The sequence below is a fragment of the Mycolicibacterium sp. XJ662 genome, from assembly GCF_053484035.1.
Genome location: NZ_JBEFTL010000002.1, coordinates 481,183 through 503,043, shown reverse-complemented (window position 1 = coordinate 503,043; position 21,861 = coordinate 481,183). Strand labels below are relative to the sequence as shown.

General features: G+C 67.8%; 27 protein-coding genes. 21 read left to right on the top strand and 6 right to left on the bottom strand.

Going from position 1 to position 21,861, the window contains the following annotated elements:
• Positions 1-6: 6 nt before the first annotated feature.
• Complete coding sequence (locus ABQE93_RS09725; protein ID WP_448406770.1) at positions 7-696, bottom strand: TetR/AcrR family transcriptional regulator C-terminal domain-containing protein; 690 nt, start codon at positions 694-696, stop codon at positions 7-9.
• Between the two features lie 57 nt (positions 697-753).
• Here ABQE93_RS09725 and ABQE93_RS09720 point away from each other — a divergent pair, with 57 nt between their 5' ends.
• From ABQE93_RS09720 to sppA, 15 genes are all read left to right on the top strand, one after another.
• Positions 754-1,413: a DUF2306 domain-containing protein gene (locus tag ABQE93_RS09720; protein WP_448406771.1), complete on the top strand. Its 660-nt coding sequence runs from the start codon at positions 754-756 to the stop codon at positions 1,411-1,413.
• A 34-nt stretch (positions 1,414-1,447) separates the two neighbouring features.
• Positions 1,448-3,799, top strand: a complete 2,352-nt coding sequence (locus ABQE93_RS09715; RefSeq protein ID WP_448406772.1) for an arylsulfatase — start codon at positions 1,448-1,450, stop codon at positions 3,797-3,799.
• A complete protein-coding gene (locus tag ABQE93_RS09710; RefSeq protein ID WP_448406773.1) occupies positions 3,799-4,491 on the top strand; it encodes a hypothetical protein in 693 nt (230 codons plus the stop codon). The genes ABQE93_RS09715 and ABQE93_RS09710 overlap by 1 nt, the downstream gene beginning before the upstream one ends.
• Positions 4,492-4,495: 4 nt before the next feature.
• Positions 4,496-5,380: a formylglycine-generating enzyme family protein gene (locus ABQE93_RS09705; RefSeq protein WP_448406774.1), complete on the top strand. Its 885-nt coding sequence runs from the start codon at positions 4,496-4,498 to the stop codon at positions 5,378-5,380.
• Between the two features lie 239 nt (positions 5,381-5,619).
• Entirely contained in the window at positions 5,620-5,988 is a 369-nt protein-coding gene (gene rplN / locus ABQE93_RS09700; RefSeq protein WP_163897914.1) for a 50S ribosomal protein L14, read from the top strand.
• Positions 5,989-6,309 carry a 50S ribosomal protein L24 gene (rplX, locus tag ABQE93_RS09695; protein ID WP_448392789.1) on the top strand — a complete coding sequence of 107 codons (321 nt, stop codon included), beginning with the start codon at positions 5,989-5,991 and terminating at the stop codon, positions 6,307-6,309.
• Positions 6,306-6,872, top strand: coding sequence for a 50S ribosomal protein L5 (gene rplE / locus ABQE93_RS09690; protein WP_448406775.1), 567 nt, complete (start codon positions 6,306-6,308; stop codon positions 6,870-6,872). The genes rplX and rplE overlap by 4 nt, the downstream gene beginning before the upstream one ends.
• 5 nt (positions 6,873-6,877) lie before the next feature.
• Complete coding sequence (locus ABQE93_RS09685) at positions 6,878-7,063, top strand: type Z 30S ribosomal protein S14 (protein ID WP_046753705.1); 186 nt, start codon at positions 6,878-6,880, stop codon at positions 7,061-7,063.
• A gap of 127 nt (positions 7,064-7,190) precedes the next feature.
• Positions 7,191-7,589, top strand: a complete 399-nt coding sequence (gene rpsH / locus ABQE93_RS09680) for a 30S ribosomal protein S8 (RefSeq protein ID WP_069405603.1) — start codon at positions 7,191-7,193, stop codon at positions 7,587-7,589.
• A 13-nt stretch (positions 7,590-7,602) separates the two neighbouring features.
• Positions 7,603-8,142, top strand: coding sequence for a 50S ribosomal protein L6 (rplF, locus tag ABQE93_RS09675; RefSeq protein WP_448406776.1), 540 nt, complete (start codon positions 7,603-7,605; stop codon positions 8,140-8,142).
• 2 nt (positions 8,143-8,144) lie between these two features.
• Positions 8,145-8,549, top strand: a complete 405-nt coding sequence (rplR, locus tag ABQE93_RS09670; RefSeq protein WP_448406777.1) for a 50S ribosomal protein L18 — start codon at positions 8,145-8,147, stop codon at positions 8,547-8,549.
• A gap of 25 nt (positions 8,550-8,574) precedes the next feature.
• Entirely contained in the window at positions 8,575-9,234 is a 660-nt protein-coding gene (rpsE, locus tag ABQE93_RS09665; protein ID WP_448392794.1) for a 30S ribosomal protein S5, read from the top strand.
• Positions 9,235-9,236: 2 nt separating this feature from the next.
• Positions 9,237-9,425, top strand: coding sequence for a 50S ribosomal protein L30 (gene rpmD, locus ABQE93_RS09660; protein WP_448406778.1), 189 nt, complete (start codon positions 9,237-9,239; stop codon positions 9,423-9,425).
• On the top strand, positions 9,422-9,868 hold the full coding sequence (rplO, locus tag ABQE93_RS09655) for a 50S ribosomal protein L15 (RefSeq protein ID WP_448406779.1): 447 nt from the start codon (positions 9,422-9,424) through the stop codon (positions 9,866-9,868). Before rpmD ends, rplO begins: the two co-directional genes overlap by 4 nt.
• A gap of 40 nt (positions 9,869-9,908) precedes the next feature.
• Positions 9,909-11,699: a signal peptide peptidase SppA gene (sppA, locus tag ABQE93_RS09650; RefSeq protein WP_448406780.1), complete on the top strand. Its 1,791-nt coding sequence runs from the start codon at positions 9,909-9,911 to the stop codon at positions 11,697-11,699.
• 46 nt (positions 11,700-11,745) lie between these two features.
• Here sppA and ABQE93_RS09645 read toward each other — a convergent pair whose 3' ends face one another.
• Entirely contained in the window at positions 11,746-12,399 is a 654-nt protein-coding gene (locus ABQE93_RS09645; protein WP_448406781.1) for an L-fuculose-phosphate aldolase, read from the bottom strand.
• Positions 12,396-13,376: an NAD(P)-dependent oxidoreductase gene (locus ABQE93_RS09640; RefSeq protein ID WP_448407253.1), complete on the bottom strand. Its 981-nt coding sequence runs from the start codon at positions 13,374-13,376 to the stop codon at positions 12,396-12,398. Before ABQE93_RS09640 ends, ABQE93_RS09645 begins: the two co-directional genes overlap by 4 nt.
• A 27-nt stretch (positions 13,377-13,403) precedes the next feature.
• Here ABQE93_RS09640 and ABQE93_RS09635 point away from each other — a divergent pair, with 27 nt between their 5' ends.
• Positions 13,404-14,753, top strand: coding sequence for a xylulokinase (locus ABQE93_RS09635; RefSeq protein WP_448406782.1), 1,350 nt, complete (start codon positions 13,404-13,406; stop codon positions 14,751-14,753).
• Here ABQE93_RS09635 and ABQE93_RS09630 read toward each other — a convergent pair.
• The 3 genes from ABQE93_RS09630 to ABQE93_RS09620 are packed head-to-tail and all read right to left on the bottom strand — an operon-like array spanning position 14,737 to position 17,465.
• Entirely contained in the window at positions 14,737-15,633 is an 897-nt protein-coding gene (locus ABQE93_RS09630) for a class I SAM-dependent methyltransferase (RefSeq protein WP_448406783.1), read from the bottom strand. The genes ABQE93_RS09635 and ABQE93_RS09630 overlap by 17 nt on opposite strands.
• Positions 15,634-15,642: 9 nt before the next feature.
• A complete protein-coding gene (locus tag ABQE93_RS09625) occupies positions 15,643-16,539 on the bottom strand; it encodes a class I SAM-dependent methyltransferase (protein WP_448406784.1) in 897 nt (298 codons plus the stop codon).
• On the bottom strand, positions 16,536-17,465 hold the full coding sequence (locus tag ABQE93_RS09620) for a class I SAM-dependent methyltransferase (RefSeq protein ID WP_448406785.1): 930 nt from the start codon (positions 17,463-17,465) through the stop codon (positions 16,536-16,538). Before ABQE93_RS09620 ends, ABQE93_RS09625 begins: the two co-directional genes overlap by 4 nt.
• 256 nt (positions 17,466-17,721) lie before the next feature.
• Here ABQE93_RS09620 and secY point away from each other — a divergent pair, with 256 nt between their 5' ends.
• From secY to ABQE93_RS09595, 5 genes are all read left to right on the top strand, one after another.
• The gene (gene secY / locus ABQE93_RS09615) at positions 17,722-19,059 is read left to right on the top strand and encodes a preprotein translocase subunit SecY (RefSeq protein WP_448406786.1); all 1,338 of its coding nucleotides are present in this window, start codon (positions 17,722-17,724) and stop codon (positions 19,057-19,059) included.
• The gene (locus tag ABQE93_RS09610; protein ID WP_448406787.1) at positions 19,056-19,601 is read left to right on the top strand and encodes an adenylate kinase; all 546 of its coding nucleotides are present in this window, start codon (positions 19,056-19,058) and stop codon (positions 19,599-19,601) included. The genes secY and ABQE93_RS09610 overlap by 4 nt, the downstream gene beginning before the upstream one ends.
• Positions 19,602-19,604: 3 nt before the next feature.
• Positions 19,605-20,402 (top strand): type I methionyl aminopeptidase, encoded by a 798-nt coding sequence (gene map, locus ABQE93_RS09605; protein WP_448406788.1) that lies wholly within the window; start codon positions 19,605-19,607, stop codon positions 20,400-20,402.
• Between the two features lie 168 nt (positions 20,403-20,570).
• Positions 20,571-21,095 (top strand): sigma-70 family RNA polymerase sigma factor, encoded by a 525-nt coding sequence (locus tag ABQE93_RS09600; RefSeq protein WP_448406789.1) that lies wholly within the window; start codon positions 20,571-20,573, stop codon positions 21,093-21,095.
• The gene (locus ABQE93_RS09595; RefSeq protein ID WP_448406790.1) at positions 21,092-21,802 is read left to right on the top strand and encodes an anti-sigma factor family protein; all 711 of its coding nucleotides are present in this window, start codon (positions 21,092-21,094) and stop codon (positions 21,800-21,802) included. Before ABQE93_RS09600 ends, ABQE93_RS09595 begins: the two co-directional genes overlap by 4 nt.
• Positions 21,803-21,861 lie beyond the last annotated feature (59 nt).

Below are 21,861 nucleotides of genomic sequence, written 5' to 3'. Positions count from 1 at the left end.
CCGCGGCTACTTCACCCGGGTGGCGATGCCGTCGAGCAGTTGACGCAACCCCGACTTGAAGTCGGCCTCGCGGTCGTTGTCGGCGTCATCGAACACCCCGTCCGCCAGCGCCGCGCTCAACGCGGGGAACCGATCCGTGTCGATCACCCGGCGAAGCAGCGTGGGGTAGTCCGGGCTGTCGACATGGCTGGCTGCAAGGTGTACTGCCGCAGCGCCGCGCGCGAAGTGCAGCACGACCAAGACCGCCGCGAGCTTGTCACGTTCGGCCATCCCGGTGCGGCCCAACGCCGCCAGGCCTGCGTCCAGCCAAGCCACCTGGCCCGGATCGGCGGGCGGGCCCGCGACGCTGGCCTGCAGAATCCATGGGTGCCGGTGGTAGAGCTGCCACAGGCCCATAGCCCAATCACTGAGCGCCGCACGCCAATCCGATGGATCCAGGGTGGGTGGTTGTCGCGTGGCGACCGACAGCATGAAGGTCAACAGCTCGTCCTTGTTGGCGACGTGCCGGTACAGCGACATCGTGCCGCAGCCCAGACGTTCGGCCACCCGGGCCATCGACAGCGAGCCCAGGCCATCGGCGTCGGCCACCGCGATGGCCGCATCGACGATGCGGTCACGGCTCAGCCCCGCCGAGCGTCGCGGTGCGCTCGGTTCGCGCCACAAAATCTCCAGCGCGCGGGGCAGAGGTTCGGTCATTTCTCGCCAGCATAAACGATTGCATGCCGTGACGCGTATGCCGTACGCTTCGTGCGTATGCCATACGCAACAACTACCGGCCGCCGGCGGCTAGCCGTAGCGCTGCTCGTCGTCGTCGCGGCGTTTCTGGCCTACTCGCTGCGGCCGTACTTCAGCGGCGGCACCCGGGTGCCCGCGACGTTCGCGCTGCACTACCCGTTGTTGATCGCCCACGTCATGTTGGGCAGCGTCGCGATGGTCACCGCCGTCGCACAACTCTGGCCCGGCCTGCGTCGCCGACACCCCGCCCTGCATCGGCGCGCCGGCCGCGTCTACGTCAGTGCAACGGTTCCGGCCGCCGCGTCGGCCATCGTCATCGGAGCCGCCACCCCGTTCGGCCCAATACTGGCGGTCAGCAACGTCGTGCTGGGCACGCTGTGGCTCTGGTTCACGGTGAACGGGTTTCTGGCGGCACGGCGACGGCATTTCGCCGAACATCGACGGCACATGATTCGCAGTGCGACGCTGACGTTTTCGATCATCACCAACCGAGTCTGGGCGCCTGTTGTTTACATCGCGTTCCATCCGTTGCAGGACACTGTGTTTGGCGGCAACCAGGAGATCTTTCTCTGGTTCGTGGCCGGCATGGGGGGATGGCTGGGCTGGGTGATTCCGTTGTGCGTCGTGCAGTGGTGGCTGAACAAGAAGCCCGTGATCGCAACGTCGCCGATTCCTTAGCAAACCGTCGCCGCGCGCGTGTAGCCTGCGGGCCATGGCGACGGAATTTCACGGCAAAATCGAACTCGACATCCGAGATTCCGAACCGGACTGGGGACCGTACGCCGCACCGGTGGCGCCCGAGGGCGCGCCCAACGTCTTGTACCTCGTCTGGGACGACGTCGGCATCGCCACGTGGGACTGCTTCGGCGGTCTGGTCGAGATGCCGACCATGAGTCGCATCGCCGAACGGGGTGTCCGGCTGACACAGTTCCACACCACCGCGTTGTGCTCGCCGACCCGCGCCTCGCTGCTCACCGGCCGCAACCCGACGACGGTCGGCATGGCTACCGTCGAAGAGTTCACCGACGGTTTTCCGGGCTGCAGCGGGCGCATCCCGCACGACTCGGCGCTGTTGTCCGAAGTGCTGGCCGAGAACGGCTACAACACCTACGCGGTCGGCAAGTGGCACATGACACCGCTCGAGGAGTCGAATCTGGCGTCCACCAAACGACATTGGCCGCTGTCTCGCGGGTTCGAGCGGTTCTACGGGTTCATGGGCGGTGAGACCGACCAGTGGTATCCCGACCTCGTCTACGACAACCATCCCGTCGCGCCGCCGAGCACCCCCGAGGACGGCTACCACCTGTCTAAGGACCTCGCCGACAAGACGATCGAGTTCATTCGCGACGCCAAGGTGATCGCTCCCGACAAGCCGTGGTTCACCTACTTGTGTCCGGGCGCAGGGCATGCGCCGCACCATGTGTTCAAGGAGTGGGCGGACCGGTACGCGGGCAAGTTCGACATGGGCTACGAGCGCTACCGCGACGTCGTGCTGGAGAACCAGAAACGGCTCGGCATCGTCCCGCCGGATACCGAACTCTCGTCGGTCAACCCGTATCTGGATGTCACGGGACCGGACGGCCAGAAGTGGCCGGAGCAGGACACGGTGCGCCCCTGGGACGATCTGAACGACGACGAGAAGAAGCTGTTCACCCGGATGGCCGAGGTGTTCGCCGGGTTTTTGTCCTACACCGATGACCAAATCGGCCGCGTCCTGGACTATTTGGAGCAGTCCGGCCAACTCGACAACACCATCATCGTGGTCATCTCCGATAACGGCGCCAGCGGTGAGGGCGGCCCGAACGGTTCGGTGAACGAGGTCAAGTTCTTCAACGGCTACATCGACACCGTCGAGGACGGGCTCAAAGTCCTCGACGTCCTCGGTGGGCCCGAGACCTACAACCACTACCCGATCGGCTGGGCGATGGCTTTCAACACGCCCTACAAACTGTTCAAGCGCTACGCCTCCCATGAGGGCGGCATCGCCGATACGGCAATCATCTCCTGGCCCAAGGGCATCCGTGCGCACGGAGAAGTGCGCGACAACTATGTCAACGTCTGCGACATCACCCCGACGGTCTACGACCTACTCGAGATCACCCCGCCCGCCACCGTCAGGGGGATACCTCAGAAGCCACTCGACGGGATGAGCTTCAAAGTGGCCCTTACCGATCCGGATATTCCCACCGGTAAGGAGACGCAGTTCTACACGATGCTGGGCACCCGCGGGATCTGGCACAAGGGGTGGTTCGCGAACACGGTGCACCCGGCGTCACCGTCGGGCTGGTCACATTTCGACAAGGACCGCTGGGAGCTCTATCACATCGAGGCCGACCGCAGCCAAACCCGTGATCTGGCCACCGAGCACCCGGAGAAGCTCGAAGAACTTCAGGCGCTGTGGTTCAGCGAGGCCGACAAGTACAACGGTCTACCCCTCGGGGACCTCGACGTGTTCGAAACCATCGGCCGGTGGCGGCCCAGCCTGGCCGGTGCCCGCGACAGTTACGTGTACTACCCGGGCGCCGCTGAGGTCGGGACGGGCGCCGCCGTGGAGATCGCGGGCCGGTCGTTCGTCGTCATCGCCGAGGTCACCACCGAGAGCACCGACGCCCAAGGCGTGGTGTTCAAACACGGTGCGGCACATGGTGGACACACGCTGTTCCTGCAGGACGGCCGGCTGCACTACGTCTACAACTTCCTCGGTGAGGACGAGCAGAAGTTGTCGTCGCGGGACACCGTGCCAGCGGGCCGGCACAGGTTCGGTGTCGCGTTCACCCGCACCGGCACGGTCGAGGGCAGCCACACGCCGATCGGCGACGCCGCCCTCTACATCGACGACGCCGAGGTGGCCACGATGACCGGGATGAAGATCCACCCGGGCACGTTCGGCCTCGCCGGCGCCGCGCTCGGGATCGGCCGCAACACCGGCTCACCGGTATCACGTTCGTACAAACCGCCTTTCGCGTTCACCGGCGGCACCATCGCCCAGGTGAACGTCGACGTCTCCGGTCAGCCGTACGTCGACGTCGAACGCGAGTTCGCGCGCGCATTTGCTAGGGACTGATGAGCACCCGGTGGGCGGCGCTCGCCGCGCTCGGCCTTGGTGCCGTCGTGTTCACCGCGTGCGACAGGACCAGCGAAGGCACGCCGGTGCCCGCCGATACCGCCGTCCCCGCCACGTCGACGCCGTCGACGCGAGCCATCCCGACCCCGCAGACCACACTTCCCGAGCCCGGCATCGCCCCTACCACGCGCACACCGGTGCCCGCGGGGGCGGCCACCTGCGAACCTTCCGACCCGCCGCCGGTCGGCGTGGTCGCGAAGGTCGACGACCCGGCGGCGCCCCGAATCACCGTCGCGCTGCCGGAGGGCTGGTCCACGTCGGCGGGCGACGGTGACGTCGGCGCGAAACTGCAGGGCCCGGACGGGCTTTCGGCGACGGTGACGATCGCGCGTACCCAGTTGGATCCGGCCGAGGCGTTCGAGCAGTACGTCAACGACGCGATGGCGGGGGCCAACGTCAGCAGCGTCAGCGTGTTACCAGCGGAGCTGTGCGGCTACAGCGGGCAGAAGCTGCTGGGGATGTGGTCGGGCGCGACCGAGAAGGCCGTCGAATTCGGTGACCGCATCGCGCACATCTGGACCAACACGAACAACTATCTCGTCGCCGTCCACGTCGAAGGGCCGGCCGACACACCGCACTTCGACCCGCTGTCCTCACCGCTGATGGCCGACTTCACCGTCGTTCTACCCTGAGGTCATGCTCACCGAGCTCGTCGAGGTGGCGGGCGGGCCCTTCCGGATGGGCTCGACGCAGTTCTATCCGGAAGAGGCGCCGTCGCACACCGTCACGGTCGCCGCGTTCGCCGTCGAACGCCATCCGGTGACCAACGCGCAGTTCGCCGTGTTCGTCGAGGAGACCGGCTACCGCACCGTCGCCGAACGACCGGTGGATCCGGCGCTCTACCCGGGTGCGGCCGCCGAGGACCTGGTGCCGGGCGGGTTGGTGTTTCGACCCACGTCCGGGCCCGTCGACCTGCGCGACTGGCGGCAGTGGTGGACGTGGACGCCGGGGGCGTGCTGGCGGCATCCGTTCGGGCCCGGCGGGCCGTCGTGGCAGGACCGGGCGGACCACCCCGTCGTGCAGGTGGCCTATCCGGACGCCGCCGCCTACGCGCGCTGGGCCGGTCGCCGGCTACCCACCGAGGCCGAGTGGGAGTTCGCCGCCCGCGGCGGGACGACGTCGACCTATTCCTGGGGAGAGGAGGTGAGCCCGGACGGGCAGGTGATGGCCAACATCTGGCAGGGCGACTTCCCGTACCGCAACACCGGCGCGCTGGGCTGGGTCGGCACGTCGCCGGTCGGCACGTTTCCGCCCAACGCGTTCGGCCTGGTCGACATGATCGGCAACGTGTGGGAGTGGACGACGACGCGGTTTCGGGGCCATCACCGCCTCGACGAGCCGCCGAAGGCCTGCTGCACACCGAGCGGACCCGCCGATCCGGCCGTTCACCAGGCCCTCAAGGGCGGCTCGTACCTGTGCGCCCCGGAGTACTGCCACCGCTACCGGCCCTCGGCGCGGTCACCGCAGTCACAGGACAGCGCGACCACCCACATCGGCTTCCGCTGCGTGGCCGACGCCTGAACGCCGAGTGTGGGGTCGACGCACGCTTACCGCGCGCAAAGCGTGCTGGTAACCCACGTTCGGCGGTGAGGTGACGGATTTGGTTCAGCGCAGGTCGTGACCTAGTATTAGGCGGTTGCCTTGGGCAGACCTCGGCCGATCCTTCCCGGATAGGCCCCGCGTGCCCTTCGGTGACAGCAGACCGCGTACGTCCAGGTCGGTATCTGGCGTGCATACAAATACCAGGTCGAGGAGATCGAGTGATTCAGCAGGAATCGCGGGTGAAGGTCGCCGACAACACCGGCGCACGGGAGATCCTGTGCATCCGCGTGCTCGGTGGCTCCGGGCGGCGCTACGCCGGCATCGGCGATGTCATCGTGGCGACCGTCAAGGAAGCCATACCCGGCGGCAACATCAAGCGCGGCGAGATCGTGAAAGCCGTCATCGTGCGCACCGTCAAGGAACGCCGTCGCGCCGACGGCAGCTACATCAAGTTCGACGAGAACGCCGCGGTCATCATCAAGGCCGACAACGATCCGCGCGGCACGCGCATCTTCGGCCCGGTCGGCCGCGAACTGCGCGAGAAGCGCTTCATGAAGATCGTCTCGCTCGCCCCGGAGGTGTTGTAGATGAAGGTCCACAAAGGCGACACCGTGCTGGTGATCTCCGGTAAGGACAAGGGCGCCAAGGGCAAGGTGCTGGTGGCCTACCCGACACGCAACAAGGTGCTCGTCGAGGGCGTGAACCGGATCAAGAAGCACACCGCGGTATCGAGCAACGAGCGCGGCGCCCAGTCCGGCGGCATCGTCACCCAGGAGGCCCCGATCCACGTTTCCAACGTGATGGTCGTCGACTCCGACGGTAAGCCGACCCGCGTCGGATACCGCAGGGACGACGAGACCGGCAAGAAGGTCCGCATCGCCAAGACCAACGGCAAGGACATCTCATGACCAGCACCGAAACCAAGAGCCTGCCGCGCCTCAAGCAGCGCTACCGCCAAGAAATCCGGGATTCGCTCCAACAGGAGTTCGGCTACGGCAACGTCATGCAGATCCCCGGCGTGGTCAAGGTCGTCGTCAACATGGGCGTCGGCGACGCCGCCCGCGACGCCAAGCTGATCAACGGCGCCGTCAACGATCTCGCGCTCATCACCGGCCAGAAGCCGGAGGTGCGCCGGGCCCGCAAGTCGATCGCACAGTTCAAGTTGCGCGAGGGCATGCCGATCGGCGCCCGCGTCACGCTGCGCGGCGACCGGATGTGGGAGTTCCTGGACCGACTGATTTCGATTGCGCTGCCGCGTATCCGCGACTTCCGCGGGCTTTCGCCCAAGCAGTTCGACGGCACCGGCAACTACACGTTCGGGTTGACCGAGCAGTCGGTGTTCCACGAGATCGACGTGGACAGCATCGACCGCCCACGCGGTATGGACATCACCGTCGTCACCTCGGCGACGACCGACGACGAAGGCCGGGCGCTGTTGCGGGCGCTGGGCTTTCCGTTCAAGGAGAACTGAGCTAGATGGCAAAGAAGGCATTGGTCAACAAGGCCAACAAGAAGCCGAAGTTCAAGGTGCGCGGCTACACCCGGTGCAGCAAGTGCGGCCGGCCTCGCGCGGTGTTTCGCAAGTTCGGCCTGTGCCGGATCTGCGTGCGCGAGATGGCACATGCCGGCGAACTGCCCGGCGTCCAGAAGGCCAGCTGGTAACAGCAGACCACTACTAGAACAGGTGCGCGGCAGGCCCTGACGGGAACCGCCGCGAGGAAGGTGAACCCCCTGTCATGACCGCGATGACGACGATGCGGAGCGCAGCGACGATGAGGAGCAGCGCCCGATGACCATGACGGATCCGATCGCAGACTTCTTGACGCGTCTGCGCAACGCCAATTCGGCGTACCACGATGAGGTGACGTTGCCGCACTCGAAGCTGAAGGCCAACATCGCCGAGATCCTCAAGACCGAGGGTTACATCTCCGATTACCGCACCGAGGATGCTCGGGTCGGCAAATCGTTGGTGGTGCAACTGAAGTACGGGCCAAGCCGTGAGCGCAGCATTGCGGGTCTGCGCCGGGTGTCCAAGCCCGGTCTGCGCGTCTATGCGAAGTCCACGAACCTGCCGCGGGTGCTCGGCGGCCTTGGGGTGGCGATCATTTCGACGTCGGCTGGGCTGAAGACCGACCGCCAGGCGGCTCGCGAGGGCGTGGGCGGCGAAGTCCTCGCGTACGTGTGGTGAGGGAGGTTTAGACATGTCCCGCATTGGAAAGCAACCGGTCCTGGTGCCATCCGGGGTCGACGTGACCATCGACGGTCAGCACGTGGCGGTCAAGGGGCCCAAGGGTTCTCTTGAACTGGCCGTCGCCGAGCCGATCAAGGTGTCGCGCGACGACGAGGGCGCCATCGTGGTGACCCGACCCGACGACGACCGGCACAACCGTTCGCTGCACGGGTTGTCGCGCACGCTGGTGGCCAACCTGATCACCGGGGTGACCGAGGGTTACACCACCAAGATGGAGATCCACGGCGTCGGTTACCGCGTGCAGCTCAAGGGCAACACCCTCGAGTTCTCCCTTGGCTTCAGCCATCCCGTCAGCGTCGAGGCGCCGGAGGGCATCACCTTCGCGGTGGAGTCGCCCACCAAGTTCTCGATCTCGGGTATCGACAAGCAGAAGGTCGGTCAGATCTCGGCGAACATCCGCCGGCTGCGCCGCCCGGACCCCTACAAGGGCAAGGGCGTTCGCTACGCGGGTGAACAGATCCGCCGCAAGGTCGGAAAGACAGGTAAGTAGATATGGCTTCTCAGACAGAGTCCGCGAAGCGCGTGGCCGTGGGGCGCAACATCTCCGAGGCTCGGCGCACCGCGCGGCTGCGGCGGCACGCCCGACTGCGCAAGAAGATCTCCGGCACGGCCGAGCTGCCCCGCCTGGTCGTGCACCGGTCGTCACGGCACATTCACGTGCAGCTGGTGAACGACGTCAACGGCACCACGCTTGCTGCCGCGTCGTCGATCGAGCCCGATGTGCGCGCGGTCGACGGCGACAAGAAGGCCCACAGCGTGCGCGTCGGTCAGTTGATCGCCGAGCGGGCCAAGGCCGCCGGGATCGACAAGGTCGTGTTCGACCGCGGTGGATACACCTACGGTGGACGGATAGCGGCACTGGCCGACGCGGCGCGCGAAGGCGGGCTGAAGTTCTAATGACTGTTAACGGAAGGACTGCATGATGGCCGAACAGGCAACTGCCGGCGGCCCCCCAGAAGGCCGTCCGGCGCGCGGTGAGCGCGAGGGACGGGGCCGGCGCGACGACCGGGGCGGCCGTGGCCGCGACGGTGACAAGAGCAACTACCTCGAGCGCGTCGTCTCGATCAACCGAGTTTCCAAGGTGGTCAAGGGTGGCCGCCGGTTCAGCTTCACCGCGCTGGTGATCGTCGGCGACGGCAACGGCATGGTCGGCGTCGGCTACGGCAAGGCCAAGGAGGTTCCGGCCGCCATCGCCAAGGGCGTCGAAGAAGCGCGCAAGAACTTCTTCCGGGTTCCGCTGATCGGCGGCACCATCACGCATCCGGTGCAGGGTGAAGCCGCAGCCGGTGTGGTGATGCTGCGTCCGGCGAGCCCCGGTACCGGTGTGATCGCCGGCGGCGCCGTTCGTGCGGTGCTGGAATGCGCTGGCGTGCGCGACATCCTGGCCAAATCGCTGGGCAGTGACAACGCGATCAACGTGGTGCACGCCACCGTCGCCGCGCTCAAGATGCTGCAGCGTCCCGAAGAGGTGGCCGCCCGTCGCGGTCTGCCCATCGAGGACGTGGCGCCGGCAGGCATGCTGCGGGCCCGGCGCGAGGCCGAGGCACTGGCGGCATCGACCACACGGGAAGGGTCGGCGTAGCCATGGCAGAGCTGAAGATCACCCAGGTGCGCAGCACCATCGGTGCGCGCTGGAAGCAGCGGGAAAGCCTGCGGACGCTGGGACTGCGCCGGATCCGGCAGTCCGTCGTCCGCGAGGACAACCCGCAGACGCGCGGGCTGATCAAGACCGTGCATCACCTCGTAGAAGTTGAGGCGGTGGAGACGAAATGACTCCGATCAAACTGCATGACCTGAAGCCGGCCCCCGGCTCCAAGACGGCCAAGACCCGGGTGGGTCGCGGTGAGGGCTCCGGTCGCGGGAAGACCGCCGGTCGCGGCACCAAGGGCACCAAGGCCCGCAAGAACGTCCCCGCGACGTTCGAGGGCGGCCAGATGCCGATCCACATGCGACTGCCCAAGCTCAAGGGGTTCAAGAACCGGTTCCGCACCGAGTACGAGGTCGTCAACGTCGGCGATATCAACAAGCTGTTCCCGAACGGTGGCGATATCGGCGTGGACGAGCTGGTCGCGGCGGGCGCGGTGCGCAAGAACACGCTGGTGAAGGTGCTCGGCGACGGCAAGCTGACCGTGAAGGTCAACGTCACCGCGCACAAGTTCAGCGGCAGCGCGCGCGAAAAGATCACCGCGGCAGGCGGTTCAGCGACCGAACTGTAGTCCGCTCGGCCGGCGGCTTTGACGTCGGTACGCTCGAAGCATGTTCGCATTGCTGCCCGGCGTCCCCGGAGTTGACGACATTCGCGCGCTGGTCAAGCGCATGGACACCGCCCGCCACCGTGGCGTGCCGGACGGTGTTGTGCTGGAGATGGACCTGCTGTCGGTGCCCAACGAGACCGGCGGGTTCGATCCGTTCGCGTTTCTGGCCGGCGACCGGCCGGTGGTGCTTCGGGGGGCCGTGGATGCTATCCACCGCGCCGCCGAGGACCCCAGGGTCGCGGGGCTGATCGCGCGGATCCAACTTCCGGGCGCGGCGGCGGGGCCGGTGCAGGAACTACGGTCGGCGATCGCGGCGTTCAGCGACGCCAAACCATCGCTGGCGTGGGCCGAGACCTATCCCGGCACCATGTCGTACTACCTGGCGTCGGCGTTCCGCGAAGTGTGGATGCAGCCGTCGGGCACCGTCGGGTTGGTCGGCTTCGCCACCAGCGCGATGTTCCTGCGTGACGCGCTGGACAAGGCGGGCCTCGAGGCGCAGTTCGTCGCCCGCGGCGAATACAAGTCGGCCGCAAACCGTTTCACGGAGAACAGCTACACCGACGCCCACCGCGAAGCCGACAGCCGGCTGATCGAAAGCCTGCACGCCCAGGTGCTGGCCGACGTGGGCAAGTCCCGCCATCTCGATCCCGAGGAGCTCGACGCGCTCGTCGACAAGGCGCCGTTGCTGCGCGACGACGCCGTCACTGGCCGCCTCGTCGACCGCATCGGTTTCCGCGACGAAGCCTATGCCCGCATCGGCGAACTGGTTGGCGCGCCCGGTATTTCACCTGAAACCGGGGACGCCGACTCCGACGACGCGCCGCCGCGGCTGTATCTGTCGCGGTATGCGCGGGCCACCGCGCCGCGGTCCGGGCCGTCGCTGCCCGCGATCGCCGCCAAGGCCAAACCGGTCGTCGCGGTGGTGACGCTGGACGGGCCGATCGTCAGCGGTCGTGGCGGGCCTCCGATGCTGCCGCTGGGCAACTCCAGCGTCGGCGCCGACACCATCACCGCGGCTTTGCGCGAAGCCGCCGCCGCCGACGACGTCGTGGCCATCGTGGTGCGGGTCGACAGCCCCGGCGGCTCGGTCACCGGGTCGGAAACCATTTGGCGCGAGGTGGATCGGGTACGCGCCAACGGAACCCCGGTCGTCGCGTCGATGGGTTCGGTGGCGGCGTCCGGTGGTTACTACGTTTCGATGGCCGCCGATACGATCGTCGCCAACCCGGGGACGATCACCGGGTCGATCGGTGTGGTGGCCGGCAAGCTGGTGGCCCGTGAGCTCAAGGACCGGCTCGGGGTGGGGTCGGATTCGGTGCGCACCAATCGAAACGCCGACGCGTGGTCGGTCAACCAACCGTTCACCGAAGAACAGCGCGCGCACGTCGAGGACGAAGCGGACCTGTTCTACACCGACTTCATCGAGCGGGTCGCGGCGGGCCGCAAGCTGAGCGTCGAGGACGTCGAGGTGGTGGCCCGGGGTCGGGTGTGGACGGGCGCCGATGCGCTGGAGCGTGGCCTGGTCGACGAACTCGGCGGGCTGCGCACCGCGATCAACCGCGCGAAGGTGCTGGCCGGGCTCGACGCCGAGGACGAGGTCCGCACGGTCGCCTATCCCGGTTCGTCGTTGATGGACCTGCTGCGGCCCAAGCCGTCGTCGCAGCCCGCGGCGGCCTCGCTGCCCGAGGCGTTCGCCGCGCTTGTCGGTCGGTCATTGACGGGTGTGCTGGAGAACGCGGACCGCTCGCTGTCCGGGGTGAGCGCGCTCTGGCTCGGCAACCACCGCTACTAGCCGCCGCATCGTTACGCCGAAAGGGACAACCGGGCCGGCGGGGGAGCTACGACTGCTCGCGCAGATACCCGTACACCGCGGCGAAGTTACGGTTGACGTCCTCGGGTATCGGCACCGGGCCGCCCAGCGCCCGTGCACCCCAAACGATCTGTGCGGTGCGCTCCACCAGCGCGGTGACGTGCAGCGCCTTGTCCGGCCGCGGCGCGACGGCCACCAGACCGTGGTTGGCGATCAGCGCAGCCGCGCGGCCCTGCAACGCCTTCACCGCATTGTGGCCGACGTCGGCGGTGCCGGATGCCGCGTAGTCCGCACAACGGATCTCGCCGCCGCAGTAGACCGCGAACTCGTCGATACACGCCGGAATCGATTGGCGCGCAACGGCGAACATCGTCGCCCACACGGGATGGCTGTGGATCACGCTGCCGATGTCATCGAACGCGCGGTAGCACGCCAGGTGCAGCGCCATCTCCGACGACGGTGCCCGACCGTCCTTGCCCGACACCACCGCACCGTCCGGGTCGACGACAACAAGATCCTCGAGAGCCATATCGCGGTAATCCACCGATGACGGTGTGATGACGAGGTTTCCGTCCTCGCGCCGGGCCGAGATGTTGCCAGCGGTACCCTCGACCAGCCCGCGGCGCAGCATGTCCTTGGCCGCTGCGAGCACCGCGTCCTCGGCGTTGTCCACGAACCTCATGGCCTGAGCACCTCCGGATTGACGATATGGGCGGGCGTGCGCCCCGCCAGCAGCGCTTCCAGGCCGTCGGCGACCATCTGCGCCTGCCGTGCCTCAGTGTTCCACGTCGCCCCGCCGATGTGCGGGGTGAGCACGACGTTGTCCATCGCCACCAGCGGATGATCCGGCGGCAGCCATTCCCCGACGAAATGGTCCAGGCCTGCCGCGGCCACCTTGCCCCGACGCAGCGCGTCGACCAGCGCGTCGGTGTCGTGCAACTGGGCGCGCGCGGTGTTGAGGAACACCACCCCGTCGCGCATCGCCGCGAACTGCTCGGCCCCGATCATGCCGACGGTGTCCTCGGTGACCGGTGCGTGCAGCGACACGACGTCGGCCGCGAGAAGCAGTTCGTCGAGGCTGTGGCGGGCCTCGTCGTGGTAGGGGTCGTAGGCGATCACCGTCATCCCCAGCCCCTCGAGCCGCCACCGCAGCGCACGCGCCACCGCGCCCAGCCCGACCAGGCCTGCCGTGCGGCCCGCGACCTCCCAGGCGCGGAACCGCTGGTAGGGAATGGTTCCGTCGCGAAACACCTCACCCGCGCGGACGTCCGCGTCGGCGGTGAGCACATGGCGCGTCGCGGCGAACAACAGTCCGACGGCCATCTCCGCGACGGCGTCGGCGTTGCGGGCGGGGGTGTGCAGCACCGGGATTCGCGCCGCGGTGGCGCCGGAGACGTCGACGTTGTTCGGGTCGCCGCGGGTGGAGGCGACCGCGCGCAGCGGCAGGTCGAATACCGGACCGGTAACCGAATCACCTTCGACCACAAGCACATCGGCGCGCTCTGCCGCCGCGCGCTCGGCGAGCTGTTCGGCCGTGTAGATCCGTAGCGGGCGCAACTCGATCCAGGGGTCATACACCACGTCGACCAACTGCTGCAGTTTGTCGAAGCCCGGACCGCGAAGCGGTGCGGTCACGAGCGCGCGAAGTCGGGTCACGATTGCCCATGCTGGCGTACGGTGACGCCCGTGTCAGCCAAAGACGTCACAATCGGCATCGACATCGGCACCACCGCCGTCAAGGCCGTCGCCGCCGACGCAGACGGCCACGTGCTGGCCAGGACACGGACCCCCCATCGGCTGCGGGTGCCCGGGCCCGATCGGTTCGAGCACGACGCCGACCAGGCGTGGCGGCGCGGCCCGCTGACCGCGCTCGCCGAACTGTGCGTGCCGGACGCGGCGGCGGTGGCCGTCACCGCGATGGTGCCCTCGTTGACCGCCGTCGACGCCGAGGGCCGGCCGCTGACCCCGGGCCTGCTCTACGGCGACAGCCGCGGACGCGCCCGCGACGCCGGACCCGACACCAGGTTCCTCACCGGCGAGTCGGTCGAGTTCCTGCGCTGGACCGCCAGGCACGCCCCCGACGCCCATGGCTACTGGCCCGCGGCGGCCGCCGCCAACCACGCGTTGGCGGGGGAGGCGATAATCGACACGACGACGGCCGGCACCAGTTACCCGCTGTACGACGGCGACAGCTGGAGCGAAAAGGTCTGTGCCGACTGCGAAGTCACCCCGGCGCAGATGCCACGCGTCGCGGCGACCGGCACGCCGGCCGGCCGGGTTCACGACTCCGAGGCGGTGCTGGCTGCCGGCGCGGTGGACGCGGTGTGCGAGCAGATGGTCGCCGGCGCCGACGACGTCGGCGACGTGTTGGTGCTGTGCGGTACGACGCTGATCGTGTGGACGATGATCGAGTCGTACCGCGAGGTGCCCGGGCTGTGGACGCTGCCGCACAGCACGCCGGGCCGGTGCCAGATCGGCGGGCCGAGCAACGCCGGCGGGCTGTTTCTGGGCTGGGTGGACCGCCTGCTGCGGCCTCGCGCGGGCGCGGCCGTCGATGCGCGACGGGTGCCGGTGTGGTCGCCGTACGTCCGCGGTGAGCGGGTGCCCTACCACGACCCGGACCGCCGCGGCGTGCTCGACGGCCTCGACCTCACCCATGACAGCGCCAGCGTGCGCCGCGCCGCCTACGAGGCCTCCGGGTTCGTCGTGCGCCAACTCGTCGAGCGCAGCGGCGCGCCGGCGACCCGCATCGTCGCCACCGGCGGCGGCACCCGCGTCGCGCCGTGGATGCAGGCCGTCGCCGACGCGACCGGGCTGCCGGTACACGTCAGCGCGATACCCGAAGGCGCCGCGCTGGGCGCGGCGTTTCTGGGCCGGGTGGCCGTCGGGTTGGAGTCGTCAATCACCGACGCGTCGCGCTGGGCACACACCGCACGCGTCGTCGAACCCGATCCGCAGTGGACGGGCCCGACACAGGACCGCTACGGCCGCTTCCTCGAACTCGCCGAGACAACGCCTGTCAGAGCACCGCGCTGAGGTAGCTCATATCGGCGAACATCCCGATCGTCTCCTCCTCCGGAAACGTGAACCCGTTGGCGGCGTAGGCGTCCCGCATCGACTGGGCCGACGGTGACCAGCCGTGCCCGCTCAGGTACTCGAGAACGTCGTTGCGCTCATCGTGATAGATCAGCTCGCCCATCTCGATGTTCGAGCCGTACTTCTTCATCCGCTCGGCGATGCGTTGCGAGCGCTCGTCGGAGAACATCGTGATGTCGGGGATGTGTTCGGTGGCCACCCGGCTGCCGGGCGCGGAAAGCTCGGTGATCCGGTCGAACAACAGGTCCTGCGCCTCGGGCGGCAGGTAGATGAGCAGGCCCTCGGCGATCCAGGCGGTCGGCTGTGACGGGTCGAAACCGTTGTCGCGCAATGCTTGAGGCCAGTCGTCGCGCAGGTCCACGGCGACCGTGCGACGGTCGGCGGTCGGCTGCGCACCCAACTCCGCCAACGTCTTGGTCTTGAACGCGATGACTTCGGGCTGGTCGACCTCGTACACCGTCGTCGCGGCCGGCCACGCCAACCGGTAGGCCCGCGCGTCCAGGCCGGCCGCCAAGATCACCGTCTGGCGCACCCCGGCTTCGGCGGCGTCGGTGAACAACCGGTCGAAGTGACGCGTGCGCACCGCCATCCCCTCGGCGGCCCGGCGCACGTTGAACTCGGGATCGACGGCCGCCAAATCGATCTCGCCGTCGATCGCCTGGGTGAAGAAGTCCAGGCCGACCGCGCGGACCAGTGGCTCGGCGAACGGGTCGTCGATCAACCCCTCGCGGTGGGCCAGCACGCGTTGCGCGGCGACCATCGTCGCCGTCGCGCCTACGCTGGATGCCAGATCCCAGGTGTCGTTGTCGCTGCGCGCCATCAAGGCCTCCTAGTCGAGAGTCGCACAAAGGTAGCCGGAGTCCCCGACCAGGGCCAACAGGTCTTCGTCGGGCAGCTGGAAACCGTTGTCGGTGAACGCGTCCCGGGTGCCAAGCACCTCGACGCGCCAGCCGTTGGCCGTCAGATAATCGCGTGCGCTGTTGCGTTCACCGGAGTAGAACAGGTCGGTCAAGGTGATGGGGGAGCCCATGCGGCGGGACCGCTCGTCGAGCTTGGCGGCCCATTCGCCCGACAGGGCCGCGACGTCCATGTGTTCGGTGGCCAGCCTGCTGCCCGGGGCGCTGAGCGCGGTGATGTTGTCAAACAGCCGATCCTGGGCATCCGGCGGTAGGTAGATCAGCAGCCCCTCCGCGATCCAGGCGGTAGGCGCCGACGCGTCGAAACCCTTGTCCCGCAACGCGCCAACCCAGTCGTCGCGCAGGTCAACGGCGACGGTGCGTCGCTCAGCGGGGGGTGCGGCACCCAGAGAGGCCAGCACCGTCGACTTGAACTCAATGACCTCGGGCTGGTCCACCTCGAACACCACGGCGTCCGACGGCCACGGCAGCCGGTAGGCGCGGGTGTCCAAACCGGCCGCCAGGATGACGGCTTGGCGGATACCCGCCGATGCGGCGGTGGTGAAGAACTCGTCAAAGTAGCGGGTGCGCACGGCGATCTGCTCACACATGCGCTGGCGGTCGAGCATCGGATCGTCGAAGGGCAGGTCACCGTCGGCGATCCGGATGCAGTGCTCGAGCCCGACGGCGTTGACCAGCGCGTCGGCGTAGGGATCGACGATCAGCGGATCGCGCTGTTTGGTGGCCAGTGCGCGCTGAGCGGCCACAGAAGTCGCCGTCGCGCCCACGCTGGACGCCAGGTCCCAGGTGTCGTTGTCGGTGCGGCTCATGCGGTGAGTATCCCGCTGACGTACTGCAGCTCACCGAAGTCGGCGGCCGCCTCATCGTCCAGCGGCGGCAGCCCGTTGGCGACGAGCAGATCCCGGACGCTTCGGCGGGTCAGCCGCCACCCGCGGTCATCCAGGTACGCGGCGGCCTCGTTACGGTCACCGAGGTACACCAGCTCGGTGAAGTCCAGGTCGAAGCCGTGCTCACGCCACCGCTGTGCCGCGGAGCGCATTCGCTCGGCCGCCTGCTCCTGATGCTCGGGATCGATATGGGGGACGCTCTCCACCGCTAACCAGCTGCCCGGCGCGCTCAACTCGGTGATCGTGTCGAGCAGGCGGTCCTGGGCGTCGGGCGGCAGGTAGCCCAGCAGGCCTTCAGCGCTCCACGCCGACGGCTGGCTGGGATCGAAGCCCGCCGCGATCAGCGCCGACGGCCAGTCGAAGCGCAGGTCCACAGCGACTGCGCGACGCTGCGCGGTCGGTTCGGCGCCCAGTTCCGACAGCGCGGCGCTCTTGAACGCGATCACCTCCGGTTGGTCGATCTCATAGACGACGACGCCGGCAGGCCACGCCAACCGGTAGGCGCGCGCGTCCAGCCCGGACGCCAGGATCACCGCCTGCCGCACGCCGGCGCGCGTCGCATCCAAAAAGAACTCGTCGAAGTACTTGGTCCGCACCGCCATGTTGTCGGTCATGCGCTGCATGCCGCCCATGTCGCCGTCGTCGTCGAAATCGGCGGGACGCAGCTCCCCGGTGACCAGCCGGGTGAAGAAATCCACCCCGACCGCACGCACCAGCGGATCGGCGAACGGATCGTCGATCAGGGGCTGCTCGGCGTTGGTGGCCAGCGCCCTGGCGGCCGCGACCATCGTGGCCGTCGCCCCGACGCTCGAGGCCAGATCCCAGGTGTCGTTGTCGGTCCGCGTCATCTGATTCCTTACATCTCTGTTGATAGTTAGTGGATATAACGAGATGCTTGACACGGTATGTTCCCGAGCTGAGAGACTGCTGTGAGTCTGGGATGCATGGCGAGGCGTTTCCAACTGTTACTCTCGTAGACTGTTTGACGGGTAACTTCGCAGGCTGCGCGCTCGGCGGAGGTCCGCACACGACTTAACCAAGACGCTGGTCACACCAGCCCAGTTCGTACGCTGCGGCCACTAGGTCGGCTGCGCAGGAGGAAGAGTGCTTTCGGCTTTCATCTCATCGCTGCGGACAGTCGACCTGAGGCGAAAGATTCTTTTCACCCTGGGCATCGTCATCATCTACCGGATCGGCGCGTCGATCCCGTCGCCGGGCGTGAACTACCCGAACATCCAGAAGTGCATCGCCGAGGTCAGCGGCGGTGACGCCGGGCAGGTCTACTCCCTGATCAACCTGTTCTCCGGCGGCGCGCTGCTGCAGCTGTCGGTGTTCGCGGTCGGCATCATGCCCTACATCACCGCGAGCATCATCGTGCAGCTGCTGACCGTGGTGATCCCGCGGTTCGAGCAGCTGCGCAAGGAAGGTCAGGCCGGCCAGACCAAGATGACGCAGTACACGCGTTATCTGACGATCGCGCTGGCCATCCTGCAGGCCACCAGCATCGTGGCGCTGGCCGCTAACGGCGGGCTGCTGCAGGGCTGCTCGCTCGACATCATCCAGGGCCAGAACGACGGCATCGACATCTTCGTGCTCGTCGTCATGGTGCTGGTGATGACCGCGGGCGCGGCGCTGGTGATGTGGATGGGCGAGCTGGTCACCGAACGCGGCATCGGCAACGGTATGTCGCTGATCATCTTCGCCAGCATCGTCTCGGCGATGCCCGGCGAGGGCCAGATGATCCTGGAGAGCCGCGGCGGCCTGGTGTTCACCCTGGTCTGCGCCGGCGCGCTGGCCATCCTCATCGGCGTCGTGTTCGTCGAGCAGGGCCAGCGGCGTATCCCCGTCCAGTACGCCAAGCGGATGGTGGGCCGGCGAATGTACGGCGGCACGTCGACGTATCTGCCGCTGAAGGTCAACCAGGCCGGTGTCATCCCGGTCATCTTCGCGTCGTCGCTGATCTACATCCCGCAGCTGATCACGCAGTTGGTCCAGAGCGGCAGCTCCAACCCCGGCACCGGCTGGTGGCAGCGGTTCGTCGCCGAGAACTTGTCGAACCCGTCCGACCCGATCTACATCGCGGTCTACTTCGGCCTGATCGTGTTCTTCACGTACTTCTACGTGTCGATCACGTTCAACCCCGACGAACGTGCTGACGAGATGAAGAAGTTCGGCGGCTTCATCCCCGGTATCCGCCCGGGCGCGCCGACCGCCGACTACCTGCGTTATGTGCTCAACCGGATCACCCTGCCCGGCTCGATCTACCTGGGTGGTATCGCCGTGCTGCCGAACATGTTCCTGTCCGTCGGCGGGAGCGGCCCGGTGCAGAACCTGCCGTTCGGCGGTGTTGCGGTGTTGATCATGATCGGCGTCGGGTTGGATACGGTCAAACAGATCGAGAGCCAGCTCATGCAACGCAACTACGAAGGGTTCCTGAAGTGAGGGTCGTTCTGCTCGGGCCGCCCGGCGCCGGTAAAGGCACCCAGGCCCAGAAGCTCTCCGAGAAGCTCGGCATCCCGCAGATCTCGACCGGGGACCTGTTCCGCAAGAACATCGGCGACGGCACCCCGCTCGGGCTGGAGGCCAAGCGCTACCTCGACGCCGGCGACCTGGTGCCATCTGAGCTGACCAACAAGCTCGTCGAGGACCGGATCACCCAGCCCGACGCCGCGGAGGGCTTCATCCTCGACGGCTACCCCCGGTCGGTCGAGCAGGCCAAGGCGCTCGACAAGATGCTCAAACAGCGCAACACCGAACTCGACGCGGTCCTGGAGTTCGCGGTGTCCGAAGAGGAGCTCTTCAAGCGCCTGAAGGCCCGCGGCCGCGCCGACGACACCGAGGAAGTCATCCACAACCGGATGCAGGTGTACCGCGACGAGACCCAGCCGCTGCTGGAGTACTACCGCGACAACGTGCACACCGTCGACGCGGTCGGCGGGCTCGACGAGGTGTTTTCCCGCGCGCTGCAGGCGCTCGGCAAGTAGCAGATGATCGGACTGCCCGGCTTGCGCAACCGCAAGGTCGTCGCCCAACGCACCCCCGCCGAACTCGACGCGATGGCCGTCGCGGGCGCCCTGGTGGCGTCGGCCCTGAAGGCCGTGCGGCAAGCCGCCGTACCGGGGGTGTCCACGCTCGAGCTCGACGAGATCGCCGAGTCGGCGATCCGCGACGGGGGCGGGGTGCCGTCGTTTCTGGGCTACCACGGCTTTCCGGCGAGCATCTGCTCCTCGGTGAACGAGCGTGTGGTGCATGGCATCCCGTCGGCCAGTGAGACGCTGGCGGCGGGGGACCTGGTGTCCATCGACTGCGGCGCGATCGTGGACGGCTGGCACGGGGATTCGGCGATCACGTTCGGTGTCGGGCCGCTGATTCCCGTCGACGAAGCGCTGTCGCAGGCCACTCGGGAGGCCATGGAGGCCGGGATCGCCGCGATGGTGCCCGGGAACCGGCTCACCGACGTCTCGCACGCCATCGAGGTCGGCACCCGCGCCGCCGAAGATCGTCACGGCCGCAAGTTCGGCATCGTCGCGGGCTACGGCGGCCACGGCATCGGCAGGCAGATGCACATGGACCCGTTTCTGCCCAATGAGGGCGCGCCCGGCCGCGGGCCCTATCTGGCGCCGGGGTCGGTGCTGGCCATCGAACCCATGCTGACGCTGGGCACCGCCAAGACCGTGGTGCTCGAGGACGAGTGGACCGTCGTGACCGCCGACGGTTCGCGCGCCGCGCATTGGGAGCACACCGTCGCCGTCACCGACGACGGCCCCCGCATCCTCACGCAGTAGCTTCCGGCCGCCGCGAACGTGGGTTACCCGCACACTGTTGTGCGGCTAGACGTGCGGGTAACCCACGTTCGGCGGGCTCGGCGGGGTGGGCGAACTGGGCGAACTGGGCGAATGGGCGAATACTGAACCGGACGACCGGCAACCTCGTATCCCTGATGGAGGTTGAGTTTGGACGACCCGGAGGCCCTCGACGCCGACGTCATGCGGCTGCTTTACGACGAGCACGCCGCAGCCATCTGGCGCTACGCCTTGCGGCTGACGGGGGATACGGCCCGGGCGGAGGATGTCGTGCAGGAGACGCTGTTGCGTGCTTGGCGCCACCCCGAGGTGGCCGCCGACCGTGACCGGTCGCCGCGGGCGTGGCTGTTCACCGTGGCGCGTAACCTCGTTATCGACGAGCGACGCAGCGCCCGCTTCCGCAGTGAAACCGGCACGCCGGACATGGAGAAGACGGCGGATCGCGCTGGTCCCGACGAGGTGGAGACGGCACTGGACCGGATGCTGCTTGGTGAAGCCATTCGTGAACTGTCCGAGGAACATCGGGCCGTCATCCGCCGCGCCTACTACCAGGGCTGGACCACCGCGCAGATCGCCGCTGATCTGCAGATCGCCGAGGGCACGGTGAAGTCGCGGTTGCACTACGGGGTGCGCGCGCTGCGGCTGAAGTTGCAGGAGATGGGGGTGACGCGATGACCGAATTCGGTTCTCCCCGAAGCGATGACGATCGCTACCTCACCTGGGACGCCGCGTACGTGCTGGGTTCGTTGTCCAGCGACGAGCGCCGCGAATACGAGGCGCACCTGCAGACCTGCGCGCGGTGCCGGACCGCCGTCGCCGAACTCGGCGGTATCCCCGCGCTGCTGGCCAAGATCGACATCGCCGACATCGACCAACCAGACCCGCCCGCGTTGCGGCCCGAGGTGCTCGACACCCTGCTGGACAAGGTGCATGCGCGACGCAGGCGGACCCGTTGGGTCACCACCGCCGCGGTCGCGATGGCCGCCGCGCTGCTGGCGCTCGGCCTGGTGCTCGTGCTGCGTCCCGGGGTGCTGGACACCCAAACGCCCGCGCCGCAGGCCTCGGGCGCCGAACTCGAGATGGTCAAGGTGGCCGAGACGCCGATCAACGCCACGATCACCGTCACCGGCTACGGCTGGGGCACCCGCATCGACATGGCCTGCACCTACGGCGACTGGGGTCGGCGCGACGCGCCACCACAGAACCTCGGCATGGTGGTGATCGGCCGCGACGGCAGCCGCGAACAGGTCGCGACCTGGCTGGGGCTGTCCGGTGCCACCGCGCTGCCGAGCGCGAACACCCCGATGCAGATGGATGAAATCGCTGCGGTGCAACTGGTTTCGGCCGATGACGACCAGGTGCTGCTGGAACGCCAGCTGTGAATCGCGCCGCGCGTTGAACCCGACTGCATAACGCTCCGTATTCCGGGAAACATGCGGAA

Bases quoted from the DNA above. Each gene is read 5' to 3' on its own strand.
- rplO (WP_448406779.1), top strand. From the start codon at position 9,422: ATGACTCCGATCAAACTGCATGACCTGAAGCCGGCCCCCGGCTCCAAG.
- rpmD (WP_448406778.1), top strand. From the start codon at position 9,237: ATGGCAGAGCTGAAGATCACCCAGGTGCGCAGCACCATCGGTGCGCGC.
- rplF (WP_448406776.1), top strand. From the start codon at position 7,603: ATGTCCCGCATTGGAAAGCAACCGGTCCTGGTGCCATCCGGGGTCGAC.
- ABQE93_RS09645 (WP_448406781.1), bottom strand. From the start codon at position 12,399: ATGAGGTTCGTGGACAACGCCGAGGACGCGGTGCTCGCAGCGGCCAAG.
- ABQE93_RS09710 (WP_448406773.1), top strand. From the start codon at position 3,799: ATGAGCACCCGGTGGGCGGCGCTCGCCGCGCTCGGCCTTGGTGCCGTC.
- ABQE93_RS09685 (WP_046753705.1), top strand. From the start codon at position 6,878: ATGGCAAAGAAGGCATTGGTCAACAAGGCCAACAAGAAGCCGAAGTTC.
- ABQE93_RS09705 (WP_448406774.1), top strand. From the start codon at position 4,496: ATGCTCACCGAGCTCGTCGAGGTGGCGGGCGGGCCCTTCCGGATGGGC.
- map (WP_448406788.1), top strand. From the start codon at position 19,605: ATGATCGGACTGCCCGGCTTGCGCAACCGCAAGGTCGTCGCCCAACGC.
- sppA (WP_448406780.1), top strand. From the start codon at position 9,909: ATGTTCGCATTGCTGCCCGGCGTCCCCGGAGTTGACGACATTCGCGCG.
- ABQE93_RS09620 (WP_448406785.1), bottom strand. From the start codon at position 17,465: ATGACGCGGACCGACAACGACACCTGGGATCTGGCCTCGAGCGTCGGG.
- ABQE93_RS09720 (WP_448406771.1), top strand. From the start codon at position 754: ATGCCATACGCAACAACTACCGGCCGCCGGCGGCTAGCCGTAGCGCTG.
- ABQE93_RS09725 (WP_448406770.1), bottom strand. From the start codon at position 696: ATGACCGAACCTCTGCCCCGCGCGCTGGAGATTTTGTGGCGCGAACCG.
- ABQE93_RS09630 (WP_448406783.1), bottom strand. From the start codon at position 15,633: ATGGCGCGCAGCGACAACGACACCTGGGATCTGGCATCCAGCGTAGGC.
- rpsE (WP_448392794.1), top strand. From the start codon at position 8,575: ATGGCCGAACAGGCAACTGCCGGCGGCCCCCCAGAAGGCCGTCCGGCG.
- ABQE93_RS09595 (WP_448406790.1), top strand. From the start codon at position 21,092: ATGACCGAATTCGGTTCTCCCCGAAGCGATGACGATCGCTACCTCACC.
- ABQE93_RS09625 (WP_448406784.1), bottom strand. From the start codon at position 16,539: ATGAGCCGCACCGACAACGACACCTGGGACCTGGCGTCCAGCGTGGGC.
- rplX (WP_448392789.1), top strand. From the start codon at position 5,989: ATGAAGGTCCACAAAGGCGACACCGTGCTGGTGATCTCCGGTAAGGAC.
- rplE (WP_448406775.1), top strand. From the start codon at position 6,306: ATGACCAGCACCGAAACCAAGAGCCTGCCGCGCCTCAAGCAGCGCTAC.
- rplR (WP_448406777.1), top strand. From the start codon at position 8,145: ATGGCTTCTCAGACAGAGTCCGCGAAGCGCGTGGCCGTGGGGCGCAAC.
- ABQE93_RS09715 (WP_448406772.1), top strand. From the start codon at position 1,448: ATGGCGACGGAATTTCACGGCAAAATCGAACTCGACATCCGAGATTCC.
- rpsH (WP_069405603.1), top strand. From the start codon at position 7,191: ATGACCATGACGGATCCGATCGCAGACTTCTTGACGCGTCTGCGCAAC.